We start from the raw sequence: 20,954 nt of genomic DNA, 5'->3' as shown, positions 1-20,954 counted from the left end.
CGGCTACCATGAGGGGTTGCGGCAGATCGTGGCCGCGCCGACCCGGATTCCTTCTTGCCCCTGTTTCGCCGCACTTCCCTCCCTTCGATCCGCTCGAAGCTGTTCGTCCTCGTCTTCGCCAGCGTGCTGCCGATCGTGTTCGGCTACATCGCCTTCGTGCGCGACGCCGGCCAGCGCGAACGCGAGCACGTCGCGCGCGACGCCGCGACCGTGGCGCGCGCCCTGGTCGCCGCCCTCGACCGCGAACTCGAAAGCGCCGAGTCGGCCGCCCGCGTGGCCGCCGCTTGGCCGACCCTCGATGCGCGCAGCCTCGGCGAGTTCCATGCCCACGCGCGCGAACTGCTGCGCCCCGAGTTCCCGGCCCATGCCTTCGTCCTCTCCGGTCCCGACGGCGAGCCGCTGCTGAGCACCCGGATCCCCTTCGGCAGCCCGTTGCCGCCCGGGGGCAACGGCGCTTCGGTGCGCAAGGTGTTCGAACGCGGCGACGCCGTCACCTCCGGCCTGTATTCGCCCGGCCCCGGCCAGGCGCGGGTGGTCTCGGCCGACGTGCCGGTCTGGCGCGGCGGCAAGGTGGCTTATGTATTGTCGGCCGAGCTGCGTCCGCGCCGCATCGGCGACCTGCTCGGCGCCCAGCAGCTGCCGCCGGGCTGGGTGGCGGAAGTGTTCGACAACCACGGCCTGGTGGTCGCGCGCAACCTCGACCAGTCGCGCCACCTGGGCGGGCGCATGAATGCCGCGCTGCGGGCCGCACTGGAAACCAGTCCCGAGGGTGCGGTCAGGCTCGCCGGCCAGCCGGGCGAGCCTGACTGGTATTCGGTGTATTCGCGCTCGGGCAAGCACGGCTGGACCGTCGCCGTCACCTATCCCGAGGACGCCGCGCGCGAACTGCTCGGCAACACCCTGCCCGCCACCGTCGCCGGCTCCGCCGCCCTGCTCGGTCTGGGCCTGTTGCTGGCCTGGGGCATCGGCGGCACCATTGCGCGCTCGGTCCAGCAGTTGGGCGAACCGGCGGCCGCGCTCGGCCGCGGCGAGCCGCTGCGCCTGGCGCCGCCGACCATCCGCGAAACGGCCGTGGTGGCCGACGCCCTGCGCCAGGTCGAGGGCGAGCTGCTGCGCTACCGCTCGCACCTGGAATCGCTGGTGGCCGACCGCACCGCCGAGCTGGAACGCCTGCACGCGCGCGTCGAAACCGTCTACGCCACCGCGCCGGTCGGCCTGTGCTTCGTCGACCGCGACCTGCGCTTCGTGATGATCAACGACTACCTGGCGGCGATCAACGCGGTGCCGGCCGAGGACCACATCGGCCATACCCTGCCCGAGCTGCTGGGCGAGGTCGGCGTGGCCTTCGAAGAAGCCTACCGCCGCGTACGCGACACCAGACGCCCGCTGCGCGACATCGAGTCCACCGGCGCGGTCCCGGCCCGGCCCGGCGTGATGCGCTCGTGGCTGGCGAGCTACTATCCGGTGTTCGGCCCGGCGCGCGAACTGGTCGGCATCAACGCGGTCGTGATCGACATTACCGAGCGCAAGCTGCTGGAGCAGCAGAACCGCGACAACGAAGAGATGTTCCGGGTGCTGTTCGAAGCCTCGGGCGACGCTCAGACCCTGATCGCCTACAACGCCAATTTCGTCAACGCGAATCCGGCCGCGGCGACGCTGTTCGGCTTCGACGACACCGACGATCTCCTGACGCTGACGCCGGCCGGCGTTTCGCCCGAGTTCCAGCCGAACGGACGGCCTTCCGCGGAGATGGCGACCGAGAAGATGCGCGAGGCGCTCGACCTCGGCGGCACCCAGTTCGAATGGGTGCACCGCCGTCGCGACGGCAGCAACTTCCACGCCGACATCAAGCTCACCCGCCTCGACATCGGCGGACGCGGCATGATGCAGGCCACCATCCGCGACATCAGCGCGCGGGTCGCGGCCGACGCCGCCCTGCGCGCCAGCGGCGCCCAGCTGCGCCAGCGCGAACGCTTCATCCGTACCGTCACCGACAACCTGCCGGCGCTGGTGAGCTACTGGGACGCCGACGGCCGGCTGCGCTTCGCCAACCGCCCCTGCCTGGCCTGGATCGGACTGCGCGAACGGGACGCGATCGGCCGTCTTGCCGAAGAGCTGATCCCGCCCGCCTACAACGAACGCTTCGCGCCCTACTTCGCGGGCGTGCTCACCGGCGTTCCCCAGCGCTTCGAATGCGAGCTGCCGCCGAAGGAAAAGGCGCCCGCGGGCGCGCCGGAGGGCGAACCCGTCCACGTCTGGGGCAGCTACCTGCCCGACGTCGACCGCCAGGGCCGGGTGCGCGGCGCCTACAAGCTGCACATGAACGTGACCGACCTGAAGCGCACCGAAGGCCGCCTGGTGCAGGCCCTGCGCGAAGCCGAGCAGGCCAGCCGCGCCAAGAATGAATTCCTCGGCAACATGAGCCACGAAATCCGCACGCCGATGAATGCGATCATGGGCCTGGCGCGCCTGCTCGAGGAGGCGCCGCTGGGCCGGCGCGAACGCGGCCACGTGGCCCACATGAAGACCGCGGCTACGTCCCTGCTGGGCCTGCTCAACGACCTGCTCGACTACTCCAGGATCGAGTCCGGCCAGCTGGCCCTCGAACACGTCGCCTTCCGCCTCGACGGCGTCCTGCAGAGCATCGCCAATCTGAGCGCCCCGGGCGCCTGGGCCAAGGGCCTGGAACCGGTGTTCGCGGTCGATCCCGGCGTGCCCGAGCAGCTGCTGGGCGACCCGATGCGCCTGGAGCAGGTCCTGCTCAACCTGGTCGGCAACGCGGTCAAGTTCACCGAGCGCGGCGAAGTGGTGCTCGCGGTCGAGCTCGCGGAACGCACGGACAGCACGGTACGCCTGCGTTTCGCGGTGCGCGACACCGGCATCGGCATCGCGCCCGAGGTGCAGCAACGCATGTTCGAGCCCTTCTCGCAGGGCGACAGCTCGACCAGCCGCAAGTACGGCGGCGCCGGCCTGGGGCTGTCGATCGCGCGCCGCCTGGCCGGGCTGATGGGCGGCGAGCTGGGCGTCGAGAGCCGGCCGGGCGCCGGCGCCAGTTTCCACGTCGAGCTCGCGTTCGGCGTGGCCGAAGCCGCCGCGCCGGCCGGCGCCGAACGGCTGCGGGTGCTGGTCGTGGACGACAACCCGAGCGCTAGCGCGGCCCTGCGCTGTGCGCTGGCCGGCTTCGGCTGGGAAGTCGCCTGCGCCGCCGGCGGCCTCGAAGCGCTGGCGCTGCTGCGTGCAGGGCCGCGCTTCGACCTGGCCTTCTTCGACGCCGCCATGCCGGAACTGGACGGGATCACGCTGCTGGCCTATGCCCGCGCCGACGCCGCGATCGACCTGCCGCCGGCGGCCCTGCTGGCCGCCGATCCGGAAAAGGAAAGGCTGGCGGCGCTGTCCGGCGACCTGGCGCTCGACGCCGTGCTCGGCAAGCCCTTCACCCGCGCGGCCCTGCGCGAGACCGTGGCCGAGCTGCGCGGCGGCGTCAACCAGGTCGCGGCCCCGGCTACGCCCCTGGCGGCGCGCCTGGCCGGCCTGCGCGTGCTGGTGGTCGAGGACAACCCGATCAACCAGGAGGTGGCCAACTACGTGCTGGTGCATGCCGGCGCCACGGTCGACCTGGCCGCGAATGGCCGCATCGCCCTGAGCATGCTGGCCGAGCCGGGCGCGCGCTACGACGCCGTGCTGATGGACCTGCAAATGCCGGTGATGAACGGCTTCGAGGCCAGCGCCGCAATACGGGCGATGGGGGCGACGGACGCGGGCGGCGCCGCCCTGCCGATCGTCGCCATGAGCGCCAACGCGATGGAGGAAGACCGCCGGCGCGCGCTCGCCGCCGGCATGGACGAACACCTGGCCAAGCCGATCGACGTCGACGAACTGGTCGCCACGCTGGAACGGGTGACCGGCGGCAGCCGCGGCGGCAGCCGCGCCAGCGGCAGCAGTGGCAGCAGCGGCGAGCACCGTGCGGCGCCCGCGTTGCTTGCCGGCGTGCCGGCCGTGCCGCTCCTGCCCGGCATCGACCTGAAAGCCACCCTGCCGCGCTTCGGCGGCAGCTACGCCGCCTTTGCCGCCGTGTTCCGGCGCTTCGCGCTGACCCAGGGCGAAGCCGTGAACGAGATCAGCGCCCAGCTGGCCCAGGGCGACCGCCAGGGCGCCACCCGAGTCGCGCACCGCTTGCGCGGCGTCGCCGCCAACCTGGGCGCCGACGACGTGGCGGCGCGGGCACTGCAGCTGGAACAGGCGTTGCGCGGTGCCGACGACGCCCAGCTGGCCCTGCGCCTGGCGGACCTGGAGGCGGCCATGGTCCAGGTGGCGGAGATTGCGCGGGAGCTGGCGCCTGCCGCACCCGAGCCCGGACCCGAAACGCAAGCGCTCCCGGACAGCGTGCGCGCGGCCGCCTTGGCGGAGCTGCTAGAATTGCTCCAGAATAACAACATGAAGGCGATGAGCGCCTATGACGCCTTGCGTCCGGCCCTGGCCGGCATGCTTGCGCCGGCCGAGTCGGCGGCGCTGCAGGAGGCGGTCGGCACACTGCGATTCGAACAGGCGGCGCGGCAGGTGCGGGCTATACTGGTAGCGAAGGGAGATTCATGAGCTGGACCGATTTGGCCCTGAACGGCCGCATCCTGGTCGTCGACGACGCGATGGAAAACATCCAGATCCTGCACGGCGCCCTGCAGGACGAACACGAGGTCTTGTTCGCGCTCGACGGCGCGAAGGCCCTCGCGCTGGCGCGCGCCCAGCGTCCCGACCTCATCCTGCTCGACGCCGTGATGCCCGGCATGGACGGCTACGCCGTGCTGGCGGCGCTGCGCGCGGAAGCGTCCACCGCGGACATCCCGGTCATCTTCGTGACCGCCCTGAAGAGCCCTGAAGACGAGACGCGCGCGCTGGACGCCGGCGCCGCCGACTTCCTCGGCAAGCCGGTCAACGCGGCCGTGGTGCGCGCCCGCGTGCGCACCCAGCTGACGGTGAAGCGCCAGGCCGACGCGCTGCGCGCGATGACCCTGACCGACAGCCTGACCGGCGCGGCCAACCGGCGCGCCTTCAGCGAGCGCATCGAGGCCGAATGGCGGCGCTGCGCGCGCGCCCAGGTGCCGCTGGCGCTGATCCTGGCCGACATCGACCACTTCAAGATGTACAACGACTACTACGGCCACCAGGCCGGCGACGCCTCCCTGGAACAGGTGGCGCGCGCGATGCAGCGCACCGCCGGCCGCGCCGGGGACATGGTGGCGCGCTACGGCGGCGAGGAATTCGCCATCCTGCTGCCCCAGCTCGACGCCGCCGGCGCCGAATGCGTGGCGCGGCGCCTGCTGGCCGAACTGGCCCGGCTGGCGATCCCGCACGCCGCTTCGCCCACGGCCCCGGTGCTGTCGGTCAGCATGGGCATCGCCTCGATCGTCCCGGTCAACGGCCAGCCCAGCGCCCAGCTGATCCGCGCCGCCGACGCCCTGCTGTACCAGGCCAAGGCGGATGGGCGTAATCGCTATCGGGTGGCGGCGGAAAACTGAAACGCAAGGTCGCCCGCAGGGTGGGCCGGGCCTACCCTGCGATCGGCGTGCCTTTGCAAACACCCGTCAACGATTTACGCGGACACACCCTGCGGCCGGCGCCGGAACATCGCCATGCCGTCGATCGTGCAGACCTCTTCGCCGCGCTGGTTGGTGGCGATCCACTTCGACCAGACCACGCCGCGGTCCGGCTTCGAGGTCGAGGCCTTGACCTCCTTGGTCAGGTGGCGCAGCGACAGGGTGTCGCCGGCGCGTACCGGCTGCAGCCAGCGCACACCGTCCAGGCCGGGCGAGCCCATGCTCGAGTTCGCGCAGGGCATGCCGTCCACGACCATCCGCATGATCATCGCGCAGGTGTGCCAGCCGCTGGCGATCACGCCGCCGTAGATCGACTGCGCGGCGGCTTCCTTGTCGATGTGGAAGGGCTGCGGGTCGAACTGGGTGGCAAAGGCGATGATCTCGTCCTCGTTCACGGTGCGCTTGCCCAGGTCGAACTCCTGGCCGGGCACGAAGTCCTCGAAATACCAGTCGCGGCTCATGCCGTGGCTCCTTCCCTGAATCCCGGCTGGGCGATGAAGCGCGCCAGGTGATGGTCGGCGTCGCCCAGCGTCAGTTCGATCGTCGCCAGGCGCTTGAAGTAGTGCGCAGCCGGCAGTTCGTCGGTCACGCCCATGCCGCCGTGCAGCTGCACCGCCTGCTGGCCGATGAAGCGCGCCGCCTGGTTGATACGGTACTTCGCAGCCGACACTGCGCGGCGGCGCTCGCCGGCATCGTGCGACCCGAGCTTGACCGCCGCCAGCATCGCCATCGAGCGCGCCTGCTCGAGGTGGATCACCATATCGGCCATGCGGTGCTGCAGGGCCTGGAACTTGCCGATCGGCGCGCCGAACTGCTGGCGCGTCTTCAGGTATTCCAGGGTGGCTTCGAAGATCGCTTCCATCGCGCCCAGGGCTTCCGCGCACAGCAGGCCGGCGCCGTAGTCGAGCGCGGCGTCGAGCAATGGCCAGCCCGCGCCTGGCGCCCCGATCGCGGCGGCGGCGTCCACGCGCACGTCGTCGAACACGACGTCGGCGGCGCGCAGGCCGTCGAGGGTGCGGTAGCCGGTGATACGCACGCCGGGTGCGTCGGCCGCCACCAGGAACAGCCCGATGCCGTCCTCGGCGCGCTGCTCGCCGCCGGTGCGCGCCGAGACCACCAGCATGCCGGCCTGGGCGCCGTGCAGCACCACTTTCTTTTCGCCGCGCAGGACATGGCCATCGCCATCGGGCGTGGCGCGGGTGGCGATGTCGCGCATGTCGTGGCGCGACTGGCGTTCGCCCAGCGCGCAGGCCAGGGTCAGGCTGCCCGCGGCGACGCGTTCGAGCAGTTGCGGATGCAGCCCGCCCAGGCGCAGGAATTCGGCGCCCAGCACGGTCGCGAAATACGGCTCGACCACCAGGCCGCGGCCCAGCTCGCGCATCACCACGAACATGTCGACCGCCGTGCCCGAGAAGCCGCCCTGCTCTTCCGGCACCGGCAGCGCCGTCATGCCCAGTTCCACCAGGGTGGCCCAGGCGTCGCCCGACACGCCCGCTTCGGAATGGACGATGGCGCGGCGCGCCTCGAAGCCGTAGTCGCGGTCGATCCAGCGCTTGAGCGCGTCGGCGAACTGGCGCTGCTCAGGGGTGAAATTGAAGTCCATGCCTTCTCCTCACAGACCCAGGATCATCTGGGTGATGATGTTGCGTTGAATCTCGTTCGAGCCGCCGTAGATGGAGGTCTTGCGATAGTTGAAGTAGTACGAGGCCAGCGGCGCCGCGTCGTCGTCGTCGAACACGCTGTGCTCGGCCTTGCCTTCGAGGTAGGCCGGGTCGAAAGGCAGCGCCATCGGCCCCACCGCCTCCACCATCAGTTCGGTCAGCGCCTGCTGGATATCGGTGCCGCGCACCTTCAGCACCGAGGCTTCCGGCCCCGGCGCCTTGTCGGCCTTGGCCAGCACGCGCAGCACCGTCATCTCCAGCGCCATGAGTTCGATCTCGAGGCTCGCCAGTTTCGCCGCGAACAGCGGGTCCTCGATCAGGGGCTTGCCGTTCTTGCGCTCGCGCTGCGCCAGCCCCTTCAGGAAGGCCAGTTCGCGCTTCGAGCGCCCGACCGCGGCGATGCCGGTGCGCTCGTGGCCGAGCAGGTACTTGGCATAGGTCCAGCCGCGGTTTTCCTGGCCGACCAGGTTCGCCACCGGCACCCGCACGTTGTCGAAGAAGACTTCGTTCACCTCGTGGTCTTCGTCGAGCATGATGATCGGACGCACGGTAATGCCGGGCGAATGCATGTCGATCAGGAGGAAGGAAATGCCTTCCTGCTTGCGCACGCCGGTGTCGGTGCGCACCAGGCAGAAGATCATGTCGGCGTGCTGGGCCAGGGTGGTCCAGGTCTTCTGGCCGTTGACGATGTAGTGGTCGCCATCCCTGATGGCGGTGGTCTTCAGCGAGGCCAGGTCGGAACCGGCGCCCGGCTCGGAATACCCCTGGCACCACCAGTCCTCGCAGGACAGGATGCGCGGCAAATAATAGGCTTTCTGTTCGGGGCTGCCGAAGGCCATGATCACCGGCGCCACCATGCTCACGCCGAAAGGCATGATCTGCGGCGTGCCGGCCAGGGCACACTCGTCCTCGAAGATGTGGCGCTGGACCGGTGTCCAGCCGGGGCCGCCGAACTCGACCGGCCAGCCCGGCGCCACCCAGCCTTTGGCGGCCAGGATCTTGTGCCAGCGCACGCTGTCTTCCTTGCTCAGGCGCAGGTGGCTGCGCACCTTGCGCTGCAGGTCCGGCGGCAGGTTCGCCGCCAGGAAGGCCCGCACCTCGTCGCGAAAGGCGAGGTCTTCGTCCGTATAGTTCAGGTCCATGCTGTCTCCTTGTTATTGTCGCGCGGCTCGCCAAAAAAGCACGACCGTTCACAAGGATTGTACCCGAAAACTTTGCTTACTTAGCAAATAAAAGGCGCTGTCACCGTTCGCTTTGGATCAGTGGCCCGTTCAGTGCGGGAAAGGCCGCAAACCACTTCGTGAAGCGAGGCGTTTTCATGAGGGACCCGCATCGATAACGATGCGGCTTGGACCGTGAATGAACTCGACGGTTCACTACTCATCCATAGCTAACGGTGACAGCGCCAAATAAAAAAGGGTGGCAGGCCTGTGCAGGCCATGCCACCCCGAGGGCAAAACGCCGTATTACTTCGCGCGACGGCGACGCAGTGCGCCAACGCCCATTGCGCCAGCCAGCAGCAGAGCGATGCTCGACGGCTCAGGAACTTCGGCTGCTTCTGGTGCGGTAACGCCCGGCTCGGCAGCGATCGGCGGGATCACGGCTGGAGCCGGAGCCTGCACGACATTGCCCGGACCAGCGGCGGTGGCCGATGCAGCGACACCGGCGACACCGGTAGCAGCCCAGCCAGTCAGGGTACCCGGGTGAATACGGGCGGTTTGTGCTTGTGCTGCGCCAGCGGTGACGAGCAGGGCGGCAATGACGAGGTGACGTACTGACATGATTGCTCCTTCTTAATGAGAGTGGCTTTAACTGTGATAAATATGTCAACAGCAAGTTCATGCTATCACAACTATAAAAAGGGGCTGTTCCAATTGAATCTAATTCCAAAAGGAAAGAAAACTTCCTACAAGAAGCTTTCCTATTGGAATTTCTTTCTTTTTGGAATGTTCGTTAGCGTACATTCTTAGCCGGCGCAAGACACGTTTGTCAGCACAGCGCCCTGTGCATGCCAACCTGCCCCGAGCGTTGACGCACGCCCTAAAAAAAGAGCTTCCGATTGGAAGCTCTTTTCGTAACCTATCTTGTCGAAACGGCTGGCGGACCCGTTCCGGATGCCGCCAGCACGGATGCTCAGGGCTTGGCCGCCCCCATGTACGGCATCACGCGCGAGGCCATGCGGGTGTCGGTCTTGAGCATGCCGGCCTCGTCGGCCAGGATATGGGCGGCTTCCTGCAGCAGCACGTCCTTGGCATCCTTGGCAGCCTTCTCGGCGGCCAGCTCGGCCGACAGCGCGCGCTCGTCCGCCTGCAGGCCGTCGTCCTGCTGCGGGCTGTTGCGCGAGACAACCACGGTCTTGACCGGCTTGGTCGGAGTCGGCACCTTGCTGCGCGCTTCCTTGCCGCCCGGCGCTGCCGCCGGCTCGTCACCGTTGGTGTCCTTGCCGCCGGCCAGGCGCGCCTCGCGCGCCTTGGCGCGGGCGTCCTGGGCGTCGCGCTCCTTGCGGCGCACCGTCTCGTTCAGCGAGATCGCGTTTTCCTTGCGAATGCGCATGACCTCGGCGATGTCCTCGCGCAGGTCGATGAAGTCCTTGTCCTTGGCGATGCGGGCTTCGTGGCGCTTCTGCAGCGGATCGACCAGTTCCTTCAGGTTACCCAGCGGGACGTAGGTGGCCGGCTTGATCGCGACCCAGGGCAGCGCATTGCTGAACGAGGACTCGCCGAAATTGTCGGCATCCGACAGCACCGGCAGCTTGATGTCGGGCGTGACGCCGCGCAGCTGGGTGGTGCCGCCATTGATGCGGAAGAACTGGGCGATCGTCATCTTCAGCTCGCCATAGCGCACCTTCTCGGACTGCGAGAAGCGGTCCAGGTCGAGCAGGGTCTGCACCGTGCCCTTGCCGAAGCTCGGTTCGCCGATCACGAGGCCGCGGCCGTAATCCTGGATCGCGGCGGCGAAGATCTCGGAAGCCGAGGCCGAGCCGCGGTTGATCAGGACGCCCATCGGGCCGTCCCAGGCCAGGCCCGCCTTGGTATCGGACTCGACCTCGACACGGCCTTCCGCGGTGCGCTGCTGCACCACCGGGCCCTTGTCGATGAACAGGCCGGTCAGCTCGACCGCCTCGATCAGCGAGCCGCCGCCGTTGTTGCGCAGGTCGATCAGGACGTTGTCGACGCGGTCCTTCTTCAGTTCGCCCAGGATGCGCTCGACGTCGCGGGTGGCGCTCTTGAAGTCCTTGTCGCCCTTGCGGCGCGCCTCGAAGTCCTGGTAGAAGGTCGGCAGCGAGATCACGCCGATGCGGCGCGTGACGCCGTTGTCCTTGACCTCGATGATCGATTTCTTGGCGGCCTGCTCTTCCATGCTGATCTTCTTGCGCACCATCGAGACGGTGACGTGCTTGGCGTCGACGCCGCCGTCGCCCGGAATCACGTCCAGGCGCACGGTCGAACCCTTCTCGCCGCGGATCAGTTGCACCACGTCGTCGATACGCCAGCCGAGCACGTCGGTGAACGGGCCGTTGCCCTGTGCCACGCCGACCACGCGGTCGCCAACCTTCAGCTTGCCCGACTTGTCGGCCGGGCTGCCCGGCACGATCTCGCGGATGACGGTGTAGTCGTCACGGGTCTGCAGCACGGCGCCGATGCCTTCCAGCGACAGGCGCATGGCGATGTCGAAGTTGTCGGCCGAGCGCGGACCGAGGTAGTTGGTGTGCGGCTCGATCGCGGTGGCGTACGCGTTCATGAACATCTGGAACACGTCTTCGTTGTTCAGCTTCTGCAGGCGCGCGATGTAGCCCGCGTAGCGCTTGTCGAGCGTTTCGCGGATCGCCTTCTCGTCCTTGCCCGCCAGCTTCAGGCGCAGCCAGTCGTTCTTCACGCGCTTGCGCCAGAGGTCGCGCACTTCGTCCTCGTTCTTGGCCCAGGGCGCCTTTTCGCGGTCCAGCTGCAGGGTCTCGTCGACGGTGAAGTCGAACTTGGTCTTGAGCAGGTTGCGCGCATACGCCATGCGGTCGCTGAAGCGCTGCTGGTAGAGGTTGTAGATCTGGAACGGCACCGTCAGGTCTTCGTTGTTGATCGCGTCATCGAACTTGGTGCGCATCGGCGCGAAGCGGTCGAGGTCGGCCTGGGTGAAGTACAGCTTTTCGCTGTCGAGCGACTCGAAGTAGTTGTCGAAGATCTTCTCCGACATCGCGTCGTCCAGCGGCATCGCCTTGTAGTGGTAGCGTGCCAGCACGCGCGAGGCCCACAGCGCGGCCTGGGTCTGGGCCGCGACCGGCTTCATCTGGGTGGAGGCGACTTTCTCGGGCTGTGCGGTCACCGCATGCGTGGACATGGCGAAAGCCAGCGCAATCATCAACATCTGCTTCTTCATTTATGCGTTCTCCGAACGTGTACTGTGGTGTCTGCCGCGACGCACGCGGGTACTGCCGGTATCCGGGCCGTGCAGACCATTCTACAGGATAGCGCAAAGATGCAGAGCCGGGTGAGGACAGGCACAGCATGTTTAAGGTTGGCTTAAGCGGTGGTGGTCAGCTTGTCCAATGCGAGGACGACAAGCTCAGATCCTGAACATTCCCGCCTGCCAGCCGTACGCGCCGCCGCCCAGCGCCAGCACCAGCAGCCAGGGCCAGGAGCGCAGCGCCAGCCGCCAGTCCACCGGCGACGGCCAGAACGAGAGGAACTGCGGCGCCAGGAACGGCGCCAGCAGCAGGTCGAGCGGTTCGAAGTGCCATCCCGGCCGGGTGCGCCAGGCGGCCACCGTCAACGGCACCAGCAGCACCAGCAGCGGCGCCAGCGCGGCCGGGGCCGCGTTGTACCAGCGCAGGTTGGCGAAGGTGACCGAGCCGAGTTCCCAGACGCGGCCCTTGCGGCGCGGGATCAGGTTCAGGCCGACCGGCTCGGCGTTCGTCAGCAGGCCGACGCCGAAGTGGGCCAGTTCATGGCACAGGGTACCGGCTGCGGTCAGCACGAAAAAGCCCGGATGGGCGCTGGAGAGCATCCAGAACAGGAAGGCCAGCGCCAGCGAAGGCAGCAGGTAGAGCAGGATGTCGCCCAGGCTGCACAGGAAGGCCGGCGCGACCGCGGCGCAGGCGGGCAGCAGGCTCATGGGGAGTGTCTTCTCAGCCGGCGTAGAAGCAGCGGCCGCAAGCCTGGCGGTAGCTTTCGTTGCCGCCGATGCTGACCTGCTCGCCTTCCTTGATGCGGCGCCCGGCTTCGTCGACGCGGATGTTCATCGTCGCCTTCTTGCCGCAGGTGCAGATGTTCTTGATTTCCTCGATGTCGTCGGCCAGCGCCAGCAGGTAGGCCGAGCCCGGGAAAGGCGCGCCGCGGAAATCGCTGCGCAGTCCGTAGCAGATCACCGGCACGCCGCGCACCTGCGCCAGCTGGTGCAGCTGCTGGACCTGGGCGGTGCTGAGGAACTGGGCTTCGTCGACCAGCACGCAGCCCACGCTGGGCGCTTCGGCAAGGAAGTCGGTGTTCTTGTCGAACACGTCGACCTGGCGCTGCGGCCCCAGGCGCGAGGTGATCAGGCCGACGCCGTAGCGGTCGTCGATGGCGGCGGTGTAGAGCGCGACCTGCTGGCCCTGCTCTTCATAGTTGTGAGCCACCTGCAGCAGCGCCGTCGATTTGCCGGCGTTCATCGCCGAATACCTGAAATAGAGTTTTGCCACAGCCCTGCCTGCATGCCCGGATTTGGAAGTGGCGGCAATTATAGCAAGCGGGCATGTGGCGGCGCCAGCGGTCCTGCGCGAAGAAGCGCTTGCGCCGCGGCCTGTCAATCGTCCATGGACGCGGCGCTCAGCTGCGGCGCCGGCGCATCCAGCCGACTGCCCCCAGGCCAAGCATCAGCATCGCGTAGGTTTCCGGTTCGGGGATGGGCATGGCCAGGGTCAGGTCGTTGGCGGTGGCCCAGTATTCGCCGCCTGAAATCATGCTGACCGAGGCAAGCGGCGAATTCGACACGAAACCGGCGAAGCTGGTGGTGGTCGCGCCGGTCAGGGTGTAGTCGAGGGTCGTGCCGTCCATGGCCGTGAACTGCAGGGTCCCGCTCGGGTAGAAGGCGCCGTTGATGTCGGAGCCGAAGAAGTACCCGCCGAACCCGACGATGCCCGGCGCAAAGTTCGAGAAGGTGACGGCTTCGTTGTCGACGTTCGGCGTCAGCCAGCCGTCGCCGCCGCTGCCTGCGCCGTAGAGCCCGCTCTCTGCCGTAGCCGTGTAGCCGTAGCTGCCGGCGCTGCGTGCGAACGGGCTCTCGTAAAGCTGGACGGTCAGGTCGTCGTAGGTGTCGACCCCATAGCCGCCAACGGCAGCCAGGAAGGCGGCGCGGTCGGTATAGACGTCGATTTGCGCCTGGGCGCCCGATGCCACGCACAGCAATGCGGCCGCGGCGAGGCTTTTCAGGGGAAAGGGGTGGCGTTTCATGGTTGCGCTCCTTGCAAAGGGATGAGAGGGTCGGCGCTCTGCCGCGGCCAGTACAACCCATCCCCGCAAATGTAGCAATCCAAATAATGTTGTTATCTTGACAGTTTGATACTGCTCAGTTGTGCGGCAGGTTGCGCCGCCGAGGCCGAGTTAGACCTCAACTCTGCTGCGCATTAGCGACAATTCGCGCCGGATTGCCGGCTACCGTCGCGCCAGCCGGCACATCGCGGGTCACCACGCTGCCCGCGCCGACGATCGCATCGTCACCGATGCTAACGCCGGGCAAGATGATGGCGCCGCCGCCGATCCAGACATTGGCGCCGATCATCACCGGCTTGCCGCTTTCGATGCCGCTGCGGCGCAATTGCGGATCGCGCGGGTGGTCGGCGGCATAGATCTGCACCGCCGGGCCGATGCGGGTGTCGTCGCCGATGGTGACGCGCGCGGTATCGAGGATCACGCAGTTGAAGTTGATGAAGACCCGGGCGCCGAGGTGGATCTGGAAGCCGTAGTCGCAGTAGAACGGTGGACGCAGGATGACGCCCTCGCCCACCGCGCCCAGGCGCTCGCCGAGCAGGTCCTGCCATTCGCCGGGCCTGCCGAGGGCCGCGTTGTAACGCGCCAGCCAGGCCGCGCAGGCCGACAGCTCGGCCAGCAACTCGGGCGCATCGGGGTGATACGGCTCCCCGGCCAGCATCTTGTCTTTCTCGCTGCGCACCATCGCGGCTCCTTTCCCGTCTCTCTTTCCCTTATTCGCCCGGCCTGTACTTGCGCTCCAGGGCTTTCTCGATGTCTTCCTTGTAGAACAGCACGTCCTTGAACTCGCCGCGGCTGTACATCGCGGCCTGGTCGGCGAAATGCGGGGACGCCGGGTTGCCGCTCTGGCCGCCGGCCAGGATACTCTTGGCGCGCACTTTCGGGCCGAACTCGACGGCGGCGACGAAGCTGTTGCCGCGGTCGCCGTAGATGCGCTTGGTCTTTTGCTTGGCCACCATGCCGAACGAGGCCAGCGAGCCCCAGTGCGCCGAGGTGAAGGCCACCGGATAGCTCGGCTTGCTGTCGTCGTACTGCTGGTCGACGTCGCCGCTGATGCGCTGGAAGCGGTTGATTTCGCCCCAGGGCGTCTGCCAGCTGCCGAAGTCCCGCGTCAACTTGTCCGAGGCGCGCTGCAGCGCGGCCAGCCGTTCCTCGGGCGCCAGGCTGGTCGTGATGTAGTCGACCGAGGGCACCCCGGCCGCACGCGCTTTCGGCGCGGCTTGGGCGACCATTTCCTGGCCCCAGTACACGGCCAGCGAGGTCGGCACCGAGTTCGTCGCGAAGCGCAGGTCCCAGCCGCGCAGCGCCGCGACCTGGGCGGAAAGCTGGGCCTTGCGCGCATCGCTGGCCGGCAAGGCATCGTAGTCCTTCGCCAGTTGCGGCACCAGCGGCTCGAAAGCGGTCAGGTAACTGTCGTAGGAAGCCGCGATCAGGCTGTCGATGGTGAAATCCTTCGCCCCCTTCAGCACGCGCTCGGCATGCACGCCACGCGCGTTTTCCGGCAGCGACCACATGTAGTCGGGATAGTCCTTGCGCTTGGGACTGTCCGCGCCCGCGGCGCTGAACGGCCAGTTGTTCGTGTTCGAGATATAGCCGCTGGCCGGGTTGAACAGCGTGATCGTGTCCTCGATCTCGTGCAGGCCCTGCCATTCGGTGGCCGGGTTGCTGCCGTCGACCGGCTTGTTCCAGTCGAAACGCGGATCGCGCTTCGGAATGAAATTGCCGTGGAAATAAGCGATGTTGCCGTCGGCGTCGGCGTACACGGTATTGTTCGAGGAATTCGTACGCAGCTGCATCGCCTCGTAGAATGCGCGGTAGTTCTTCGCCTTGGTGCGGGTATAGGACTGGGTCAGCGCCTTGACCGGCTCGTCCATCATCTTCACCGCCACCCATTTGCCGTCCTCGCTGCGCACGATCGGGCCGTGGTGGCTGAACCAGGCGGTGACGCTGCGGCTGGCCATCCTGCCGTCGGCGGTCTTGTAAGGCAGCGTGATCGGCACGGCGCGCAGCGCCCGCTCCTCCTTGCCGTACTTGTAGAAGAACTTGCCGCCGCGTTCGACCACGGTTTCCAGGTATTCGTCGATGACGTCGCCGCCGCCCGAGGTATGCATCCAGCCGGCCCGCTCGTTGAAGCCCTGGTAGATGAAGAACTGGCCCCAGGTCACGGCGCCATAGGCGTTCAGGCCCGCTTCGCTGACCATGTGGATCTCGGGCCGGAAGTAGAACGACGTATGCGGGTTGATCATCAGGAGCGGATGCCCTGCCCTGGTCAGCTTCGGCGCGATGGCGAAGCCGTTCGAGCCGCGCGGCTCGGCGTCGAGCAGGTTGCGGTTGTCGGCCACGCGGTCGGCCACGCGGTCGGCGGATGCGGCTTGCGGGCGTTTGCCGTAGAAGGCTTCGAGCTCCTTCAGGTCGATCGACTCGATGTCGCCGCCGATGCTGCCTTCGCTGAAGGACAGCGCCATCCAGGGCTCGAAGCGCGTGATCAGCTTCGGCTTCACTTCCGGATGCGTATGCAGGTAGAAGTTCAGGCCATCGGCGAAGGCCACCATCAATTCCTTCAGCCAGGCCGGGCTCGCCGCATACTTGGCCTGCATGTCGCTTGGGCTGAGATACAGCTTCATGCGCAGGTCGCGCCAGATCTCCTTCTCGCCTTCGACCTCGGCCAGGCGCCCCATCGCGTTGATGTAGTTCAGTTCGACGCGGTTGAAGTCGTCCTCGGCCTGGGCATAGATCATCCCGAACACCGCATCGGCATCGCTCTTGCCGAACACGTGGGGAATGCCCCACTTGTCGCGCATGATCGTCACGCGTTGCGCGGTCTGCTGCCAGCGCGCAAGCTCAGGGGCTGCCTTGGCCACGGCTGGCGCGCCAGTCGCCGCCACGGCAGTTGGGCCGGCGGCCACGAAGGCGGCGCCAGACAGCGCCAGGGCCAAGGCCGGTGTGGCGAGGCGGGACAGGATCATGCGGGTCTCCTTGTTGTTATCTCTTCTTGAATCAAAGGCCGGCGTTGGCCAGCTTCTGCTTGAGGATCTCGTTCTCGGTCAACAGGGTCGCCATGCGGTCCTTGAGCGACGCGATCTCGGCCTTCAAGGCCGCCTTCTCATCGATCGGCTCGCCGTCCGGCCCCTGCTTGCGCGGCTTGGCCGCCAGCTTCTGCTCGCGCACTTGGCGCGCGGCCTGCTGGAGTTCCTTCTTGCCGCCGGCCACGGCCGCGATCTGGGCTTCCTGCGGCAGCTGGGCCACGTTGGCCGCGGCGCTCAGCGAAATGGTGCCGGCGCGCACGGCCTCGACCAGCTGGGGCGCGGCCGCCTTCTGGATGCGTTCGATCTGGCTGATGGTGTTGCTCGAGACGCGCGCGGCCTTGGCCACCTCCTCGCGGGTGTTCCATGGCGGCGGCGGGCGCGAATCCATGTCGTCCGGCGTCGGCGCGGGCGGCTCCTCGGCCATCTTCTGGGCCATGCGCGCGGTGACGATTTCCTTCTTGCGCAGCGCCAGCAGGCCGCGCTGGAAATCGGACACGCTGCGGCGCGCCAGGTGGTTGTCGATCATCCAGAGCATGACGTCCTCGATGGACGAGAACTTGTCGTTCTGGACGGTGCGGAATTCGATGCCGTGCTTGCGGCAGATCTCGTAGCGGTTGTGGCCGTCGATGAGGACGTCGCCCCACAGCACCAGCGCGTCGCGGCAGCCTTCGGCAAGCAGGCTGCGCTCCAGTGCGGCGTATTCGATGTCGGTCAGCGGGTCGACGAAGGCACGCAGATCGTCGTGTATCGTGATGTTCAATGTAGGTCCTTGCACTTCTTGTTGCGCCGTCATGGCGCCGGGGTGCATTCTAGACTATTCGATGGCTGAGCTAAAGGACCGGTGCGGGTTGCCGGACCGCGTCTGCATGCAAATTTCGCCTGGCGTCGCGAACCATGTAGGAAGGCCGGGGAAACAAGGCCAGGACCGCGCTAGGAGAATTGCGGGAGGACTGCGGAAGAATTGCGGGAAGATTGCGGAACCATGGCGCTTTTGCGGAAGCGCCATGCTGTGGCGTCCGCGACGAAAGCCGCATGAATAGTGGTGCCCGGAGCCGGGATCGAACCGGCACGCCCTTTCGAGCACGGGATTTTAAGTCCCGGGTGTCTACCAGTTTCACCATCCGGGCAGAGCGCAGGATTGTAGCACAGACACGCAGGCTAGGGTCAGAGTAGCAACATTCTCGTCAGGTGACGGCGTTAAAAAAATGCCGCCGTCGCAGCAGGTGCGACAGCGGCAAACGCTCAGTTGGTCTGAGTTGGAGACATTTCTTATCGTATGGGCGGTAGGCTCGGTCTCAAGGCCCGCAGCGGTAAATTTCAGGTAAATTTCTTCCTGTCTTTACGTAGGCGCAGTCGCACACACTTCAACGCAGCTATTATTTCCTCTTCGCAATGTCCGGCAAGCGCCGGCGAGAGGAGCGAAGGGATGAGCGAGCTGGCCGGGCTGTTCGATACTTGTGCAGGCGCTGCAACGGGGCCCCTGTCCACCACCCTGCCGCGCCTGTTGGCGCTTGGCGCGGCGCCGGAACCGGCGCAGCGTACCGCGCTGCTCGAACGTTTGCATGCACACTGGTCCGAGCACGGTGCACACCTGTCGCTCGCCGACCTGCGTGCGCTGCTCGGGCTGGCCGCCGACTGGCGCGACTGGCCGCAGGCCGAGGCGGCTGCCGTGCGCCTGCAGGGCATGGACCGGCTCGACACCGGAGCAACCCTGCACCTGATCGACGCCTGCCGCGCCCTCGGCAAGGCCGAGCGCGCGCTCGACCTGGCGCGCGGTCTGCAGTCGCGAGAACCGGCCGAGGCGCGCCATGCCCGCCTGGTCGAGGAGTTGCGCTCCTGGCGCGACTGGCGCGCGCGTTTCCCGTCCGCCGGCCGGTTCCAGTCCGGCCGCGACGACCTCGCGCTCGAACCGCTGGCCCACCACCACGCACGGGACTTCGCCTGGCAGTACGACCCGGCGATCGCCGCGCTGTGCTGCCTGCCGGCCTTCGTCGACGAGCTCGACTGGCATTACTGGCTGGCCGACGTCTGGCGCGCCGGCGACCGCCTGCCGCACGCGGTGCTGCACCGGGAATGGGGTTTCATCGGCTGCGTCAGCCTGGCGGTGTACCGCGACGTGGGTTTCTTCTACTACTGGCTGGGCCGCGACTTCCAGGGCCGGGGCTTCGGTCCGCGTGCCGGCGCCCTGCTGCTGTCGCTGGCGCGCCGGGCCTACGGGTTGCGCTGCTGCTACGCCAAGTCCTTCGACTACAACGCGCGTTCGCGCCGTGGACTGGAGAAGATGGGTTTTGCCGACCTGGACATACGCGGAGCCGGCGAGGACTGCAACCAGCTGTTCTACCGCCGCGGCCCGGCCCAGGCACGGCGGCGCGTAGTGAGCGAACTGCACTGGCTGCTCGAGCGCATGGACGCGCAGGTGCGCGCCGCGGCGCCGGTCCCTTCCAGACCGACAGGGACGCCGTTACCCGGCGCAACGCTTCATGCGCCCTGGTAGATCATCACCGCGCAGACGGCGGCGCCCAGCAGCAGCAGGCCATACAGGAACCAGCGCATCGCGGTGGCCAGGCCGGCGACTGCCTTGTTCGCGTCCTCGCCCAGCATGCCGCGCTTGCGGCTCGAATTGAGCAGCATCGACACGAAGATAAACAGGAAAAAGAAGATCAGGACAAACTTCATCGAACGTCCTTAGGTACGCACCAGGACCAGCACCAGCGACACGAAGGACACCACCAGGCCGGCCGCCGCGACCACGCCGACCACCTGCAGGCGGCCGCGCGCCGCTTCCATCTTGGCGATCAGCTGGGCGTTCTGGTCGGCCAGCTCGGTAATCAGCTTCGAGGCCTCGCGCAACTGGCTGTGCATCTGGGCGATCGCCACGTCCTGCTGTTCGATGTGCGCCGCCAGCAGCGCGACACCGTCCTCGCCCATGGCCTGGGCCGGCATGATCGCGTCCTCGCCCATCGCGCCCATCGCGCCCGGCGCTGCCTGCTTGCGGCCGACCGTGTCCCACAGCTTGCGCGCACCGTTTGCCACCTGCGGCGCGGCCGCGATCACGTCGCTCCACGGAACCGCCTTCAATACTTTCAGCCAGCCTACGGCCATGTTATTTCCTTTCATATATATCAAGCGCTGTCTACGCGCAGGATAGCACCTTGCAGCCGGGCCGAACGGCCCGGATTCCGCGCAATCGTGCAGCTGCCGGATTTGCAGTACCATTTCCCCATGTGTGGACGATTTGACCAAAGCCAAACTGCACGCTATTACGCGAGCGTCTTCGGCTGGGCCGACGCGCTGTACGACAGCGAATCGACCCCGGCCTATAACGTGTCGCCGGGCAGCTACCGCCCCGTCATGCATGTGCAGGACGGCGAGCGCCGTATCGACGACGTGTTCTGGAGTTACCGCGCGAAATGGGCGGAGGGCAAGATACCGATCGCCATCAATGCCCGCCTCGACAAGCTGACCAACCGCTACTGGAGCCGCCTGCTCAAGAATGGACGCGCGCTGGTGCCGGCCGAAGGCTGGTACGAGTGGACCGGCGAAAAGGGCAAGCGGCAGCCCTGGCACATCCACCGCAAGGACCGCGCGCCGCTGTTCATGCTGGCGCTGGCGAACTTCGGCACTTTCACCGAGGACCGGGCCGAAGCCGGCTTCGTGCTGGTGACCGACGATGCCGCCGAAGGGATGCTCGACATCCACGATCGCCGTCCGGTCGTGCTCGATGCCGCCGACGCGGCGCTGTGGCTGGACCCGGCGCTCGCGCCCGAGGCGGCGGTGGAACTGGCGCGCAACGCGGCCTTGCCACCGGACGCCTTCGAGTGGTTCAAGGTGACGCCGGCCGTCAACCGCGCCGGCGTCAACAGCCCGCAGATGGCGCTTCCGCTGCCGGAATAGCGCCAGGCACGGGCCTGCCTGCTCAGCCCTTATTCAAGGGCGCTGACCAGGGCCAGCAAGCCCAGCGCCACGCCGACGAGCACGCCGGCGCGGTTGCGCAGGCGTTGTCCGCGTTCGACCAGTTGCCGCGCGATGCGGCGGCGCGGACGGCGCGAAGTGGCCTCGGCGCTATGTTTGATTGGTTGCGATTTCTGTTCCGTGTTCATCTCTAGGGTTTCCATTGGCGGCCTCTTGGTAAAAACTGCCTGAGCTTGTGAATGCCGGCCGCAGCCGGCGGCGGGAGGTTGGGCATGCTCGGCGCACGACAGCAAGCTGTCGGCCGAG

Annotated in this window: 18 protein-coding genes and 1 tRNA gene; 4 read left to right on the top strand and 15 right to left on the bottom strand. The window is 67.4% G+C overall.

Annotated features, from left to right (window positions below; translation table 11 throughout):
- Window positions 1-54: 54 nt before the first annotated feature.
- On the top strand, window positions 55-4,593 hold the full coding sequence (locus ACFOPH_RS04380; protein ID WP_379733772.1) for a response regulator: 4,539 nt from the start codon (window positions 55-57) through the stop codon (window positions 4,591-4,593).
- Window positions 4,590-5,513 (top strand): diguanylate cyclase, encoded by a 924-nt coding sequence (locus tag ACFOPH_RS04375; RefSeq protein ID WP_312550569.1) that lies wholly within the window; start codon window positions 4,590-4,592, stop codon window positions 5,511-5,513. The genes ACFOPH_RS04380 and ACFOPH_RS04375 overlap by 4 nt, the downstream gene beginning before the upstream one ends.
- Window positions 5,514-5,587: 74 nt before the next feature.
- Here the strand turns inward: ACFOPH_RS04375 and ACFOPH_RS04370 are convergent, their stop codons facing one another.
- The 12 genes from ACFOPH_RS04370 to ACFOPH_RS04315 all read right to left on the bottom strand — a co-directional run bounded on the left by ACFOPH_RS04370 (window position 5,588) and on the right by ACFOPH_RS04315 (window position 17,863).
- Complete coding sequence (locus ACFOPH_RS04370; protein WP_312550570.1) at window positions 5,588-6,052, bottom strand: MaoC family dehydratase; 465 nt, start codon at window positions 6,050-6,052, stop codon at window positions 5,588-5,590.
- Window positions 6,049-7,194 (bottom strand): acyl-CoA dehydrogenase family protein, encoded by a 1,146-nt coding sequence (locus ACFOPH_RS04365; RefSeq protein WP_379733770.1) that lies wholly within the window; start codon window positions 7,192-7,194, stop codon window positions 6,049-6,051. The genes ACFOPH_RS04370 and ACFOPH_RS04365 overlap by 4 nt, the downstream gene beginning before the upstream one ends.
- Window positions 7,195-7,203: 9 nt before the next feature.
- A complete protein-coding gene (locus ACFOPH_RS04360) occupies window positions 7,204-8,394 on the bottom strand; it encodes an acyl-CoA dehydrogenase family protein (RefSeq protein WP_379733768.1) in 1,191 nt (396 codons plus the stop codon).
- A gap of 324 nt (window positions 8,395-8,718) precedes the next feature.
- The gene (locus ACFOPH_RS04355) at window positions 8,719-9,033 is read right to left on the bottom strand and encodes a PEP-CTERM sorting domain-containing protein (RefSeq protein ID WP_312550573.1); all 315 of its coding nucleotides are present in this window, start codon (window positions 9,031-9,033) and stop codon (window positions 8,719-8,721) included.
- A 352-nt stretch (window positions 9,034-9,385) separates the two neighbouring features.
- Window positions 9,386-11,623, bottom strand: a complete 2,238-nt coding sequence (locus ACFOPH_RS04350) for a carboxy terminal-processing peptidase (protein ID WP_312550574.1) — start codon at window positions 11,621-11,623, stop codon at window positions 9,386-9,388.
- Window positions 11,624-11,809: 186 nt separating this feature from the next.
- Window positions 11,810-12,358: a hypothetical protein gene (locus ACFOPH_RS04345; protein WP_312550575.1), complete on the bottom strand. Its 549-nt coding sequence runs from the start codon at window positions 12,356-12,358 to the stop codon at window positions 11,810-11,812.
- A 13-nt stretch (window positions 12,359-12,371) separates the two neighbouring features.
- A complete protein-coding gene (locus ACFOPH_RS04340) occupies window positions 12,372-12,923 on the bottom strand; it encodes a thymidine kinase (RefSeq protein WP_312550576.1) in 552 nt (183 codons plus the stop codon).
- 127 nt (window positions 12,924-13,050) lie between these two features.
- Window positions 13,051-13,674 (bottom strand): PEP-CTERM sorting domain-containing protein, encoded by a 624-nt coding sequence (locus ACFOPH_RS04335; protein ID WP_379733766.1) that lies wholly within the window; start codon window positions 13,672-13,674, stop codon window positions 13,051-13,053.
- Between the two features lie 157 nt (window positions 13,675-13,831).
- Window positions 13,832-14,395 carry a sugar O-acetyltransferase gene (locus ACFOPH_RS04330; protein ID WP_312550578.1) on the bottom strand — a complete coding sequence of 188 codons (564 nt, stop codon included), beginning with the start codon at window positions 14,393-14,395 and terminating at the stop codon, window positions 13,832-13,834.
- 28 nt (window positions 14,396-14,423) lie between these two features.
- Entirely contained in the window at window positions 14,424-16,676 is a 2,253-nt protein-coding gene (locus ACFOPH_RS04325) for a penicillin acylase family protein (protein ID WP_379733764.1), read from the bottom strand.
- Window positions 16,677-16,707: 31 nt separating this feature from the next.
- Window positions 16,708-17,496: a hypothetical protein gene (locus ACFOPH_RS04320; protein WP_312550580.1), complete on the bottom strand. Its 789-nt coding sequence runs from the start codon at window positions 17,494-17,496 to the stop codon at window positions 16,708-16,710.
- Between the two features lie 280 nt (window positions 17,497-17,776).
- Window positions 17,777-17,863: transfer RNA gene (locus ACFOPH_RS04315), tRNA-Leu, on the bottom strand.
- Between the two features lie 299 nt (window positions 17,864-18,162).
- On the opposite strand from ACFOPH_RS04315, the gene ACFOPH_RS04310 reads away from it, so the two are divergent.
- Window positions 18,163-19,230: a GNAT family N-acetyltransferase gene (locus ACFOPH_RS04310; protein ID WP_312550581.1), complete on the top strand. Its 1,068-nt coding sequence runs from the start codon at window positions 18,163-18,165 to the stop codon at window positions 19,228-19,230.
- Here ACFOPH_RS04310 and ACFOPH_RS04305 read toward each other — a convergent pair.
- Complete coding sequence (locus tag ACFOPH_RS04305) at window positions 19,215-19,412, bottom strand: hypothetical protein (protein ID WP_379733762.1); 198 nt, start codon at window positions 19,410-19,412, stop codon at window positions 19,215-19,217. The genes ACFOPH_RS04310 and ACFOPH_RS04305 overlap by 16 nt on opposite strands.
- Window positions 19,413-19,421: 9 nt before the next feature.
- Window positions 19,422-19,838 (bottom strand): hypothetical protein, encoded by a 417-nt coding sequence (locus ACFOPH_RS04300; RefSeq protein WP_312550583.1) that lies wholly within the window; start codon window positions 19,836-19,838, stop codon window positions 19,422-19,424.
- 120 nt (window positions 19,839-19,958) lie between these two features.
- Between ACFOPH_RS04300 and ACFOPH_RS04295 the strand changes: the two genes are divergently transcribed.
- Window positions 19,959-20,630 (top strand): SOS response-associated peptidase, encoded by a 672-nt coding sequence (locus ACFOPH_RS04295; RefSeq protein ID WP_379733760.1) that lies wholly within the window; start codon window positions 19,959-19,961, stop codon window positions 20,628-20,630.
- Between the two features lie 29 nt (window positions 20,631-20,659).
- On the opposite strand, the gene ACFOPH_RS04290 is transcribed toward ACFOPH_RS04295, so the two are convergent.
- On the bottom strand, window positions 20,660-20,836 hold the full coding sequence (locus ACFOPH_RS04290; protein WP_312550585.1) for a hypothetical protein: 177 nt from the start codon (window positions 20,834-20,836) through the stop codon (window positions 20,660-20,662).
- Window positions 20,837-20,954: the final 118 nt, after the last annotated feature.

The sequence above is a fragment of the Massilia haematophila genome (assembly GCF_042647645.1).
Classification (GTDB): Bacteria; Pseudomonadota; Gammaproteobacteria; order Burkholderiales; family Burkholderiaceae_D; genus Telluria; species Telluria haematophila.
The sequence above is the reverse complement of the archived record's forward strand: the minus strand, read 5'-3'. Positions and strand labels throughout refer to the sequence as shown.